The organism is Providencia sp. PROV033 (assembly GCF_028484855.1).
GTDB lineage: Bacteria > Pseudomonadota > Gammaproteobacteria > Enterobacterales > Enterobacteriaceae > Providencia > Providencia alcalifaciens.
On record NZ_JAMPSW010000139.1, the window covers coordinates 1 to 1861 of the forward strand.

At 35.9% G+C, this 1861-nt stretch carries 4 protein-coding genes; all 4 read left to right on the forward strand.

What is annotated here, in order from left to right:
- Positions 1 to 77: 77 nt before the first annotated feature.
- Positions 78 to 704 (forward strand): ParA family protein, encoded by a 627-nt coding sequence (locus PSF16_RS16160; RefSeq protein ID WP_094962544.1) that lies wholly within the window; start codon positions 78 to 80, stop codon positions 702 to 704.
- On the forward strand, positions 701 to 985 hold the full coding sequence (locus PSF16_RS16165) for a hypothetical protein (protein WP_210847383.1): 285 nt from the start codon (positions 701 to 703) through the stop codon (positions 983 to 985). Before PSF16_RS16160 ends, PSF16_RS16165 begins: the two co-directional genes overlap by 4 nt.
- 189 nt (positions 986 to 1174) lie before the next feature.
- On the forward strand, positions 1175 to 1558 hold the full coding sequence (locus PSF16_RS16170; RefSeq protein WP_272689674.1) for a LexA family protein: 384 nt from the start codon (positions 1175 to 1177) through the stop codon (positions 1556 to 1558).
- A 5-nt stretch (positions 1559 to 1563) separates the two neighbouring features.
- A partial coding sequence (locus PSF16_RS16175; RefSeq protein WP_442959258.1) for a Y-family DNA polymerase occupies positions 1564 to 1861 on the forward strand: 298 nt, incomplete at its 3' end.

Sequence of the window (1861 nt, forward strand, 5' to 3'; positions counted from 1 at the left end):
TAGCTTAGTAGCTTAGTAGCTTAGTAACTTGAGGTTGTTTCTAATATATTGATTTAAAAATAATAATGGGGTTAGTTATGATTATACTAATTGGTTCTCAAAAGGGTGGAGTTGGTAAATCAACTTTATCGGTAAATGTCGCTGGCGAATTAACTCGACTTAATAAATCAGTGATCATAGTTGATGCCGATGATCAGCAATCTGTTATGAGCTGGTATAACAATAGAAATGAAGAACTAAAAAGAATACCTGTTGTTTCTGCATCAGGTAACATTAAAAACACACTTTTAGAATTAAACAAACACTATGATTATGTAATCGCTGATAGTGCTGGTCGTGACAGTCAAGAACTTCGATCAGGTTTGTTAGCCGCTGATATTTTTATTAGTCCACTAAGACCATCTCAGATGGATTTAGATACAGTAGCCCACATATCTAAGGTGTTTATAACCGCGCTTGATTATAATGAACAGGTTAAAGGTTATGTTGTACTAAACATGTGTCCGACTAATATTTTTATAGATGAAGCAAACCAAGCTGCAGAGGTACTGAATGAGTTTCCTCCTCTGAAGCTGATATCATCAAGAATATGTGATAGAAAAATCTATAGAGATACATGGGCTGATAGTATTACAGTTTCAGAAGCTACCAATGAAAAAGCTAAAAATGAAATTACAAGTTTTGTTCAGGAGGTTGTTCTATGAGAAATAGAAAGCCACTTCAATCGGAAGATCAATTTATCAATAATGCAACATCTATACCTGAGATTGCTAATAATACAAACAAAAGAGTACGAAAATACAAGGCAATATCAACTAGTTTAACTGAACAGTATATAGAGGATATAGATAATTTAATCCATATTTCTGCGGTCGATGGGTTACTTAATGTATCTCGTTCTGATGTGATTAAAGCTGCATTGGATAATTTTAACAACTTATCAAGCGATGAAAAAATATTAAAAATCAAAGAGGTTAAAGGCTAAGTTATTAATTTATTATAGCTTAATAGCTTAATAGCTTAATAGCTTAATAGCTTAATAGCTTAATAGCTTAATAGCTTAATAGCTTAATAGCCTAATAGCTTGGAGCTAAATAAAAAAGATTTGGACATTTGTGTAGTGTGTAAATATACAGTATATTATAGCTGTGTATTTATACAGTATTGGTGCGCTATGCAAATCCCTATTTTTGAAAGTCAAATTGCTTGCGGGTTTCCCAGTCCAGCTCAAGATCACATCGAGCGTCGTTTATCGCTTGATGCAGAACTCATACGCTATCCTGAAAGTACCTATTTTCTTCGTGCTTCAGGGGATTCGATGAAGGATGCGGGGATTTTTGATGGTGACTTATTAGTCGTTGAAAGTCACCTTACTGCGCGTCATGGGGAAATAGTGGTCGCTGAATACAATGGCGAATTCACCTGTAAGTACCTGCAAATTACCCCAACTAAAGCACTTATTCCCGCTAACAGCCAATTTCCTGCTATTCCCATCAATGACGATACGGACGTGCAAATTTTCGGTGTCGTTCGTTATGCCGTGCATACCTGTCGGTGAAAGACATGTTTGCGCTTATCGATGTCAATTCCATGTACACCTCCTGTGAATCTGTCTTTAGGCCCGATTTAAAAGGAAAGCCAATTATTTGCCTTTCGAATAACGATGGGTGCGTCATTGCGCGTTCAGCTGAAGCGAAACCCTATATCCGTATGGGGGCTCCTTATTTTGAAATTAAGTCGATAATCAAACAAAAGCAAGTAGTTGTGTTTTCTTCAAATTATCCTTTGTATGCCGATTTTAGTAACCGATTTATGGCGGTGATTTCACAAATTGTGCCTCAAATTGAGGTTTACAGTATTG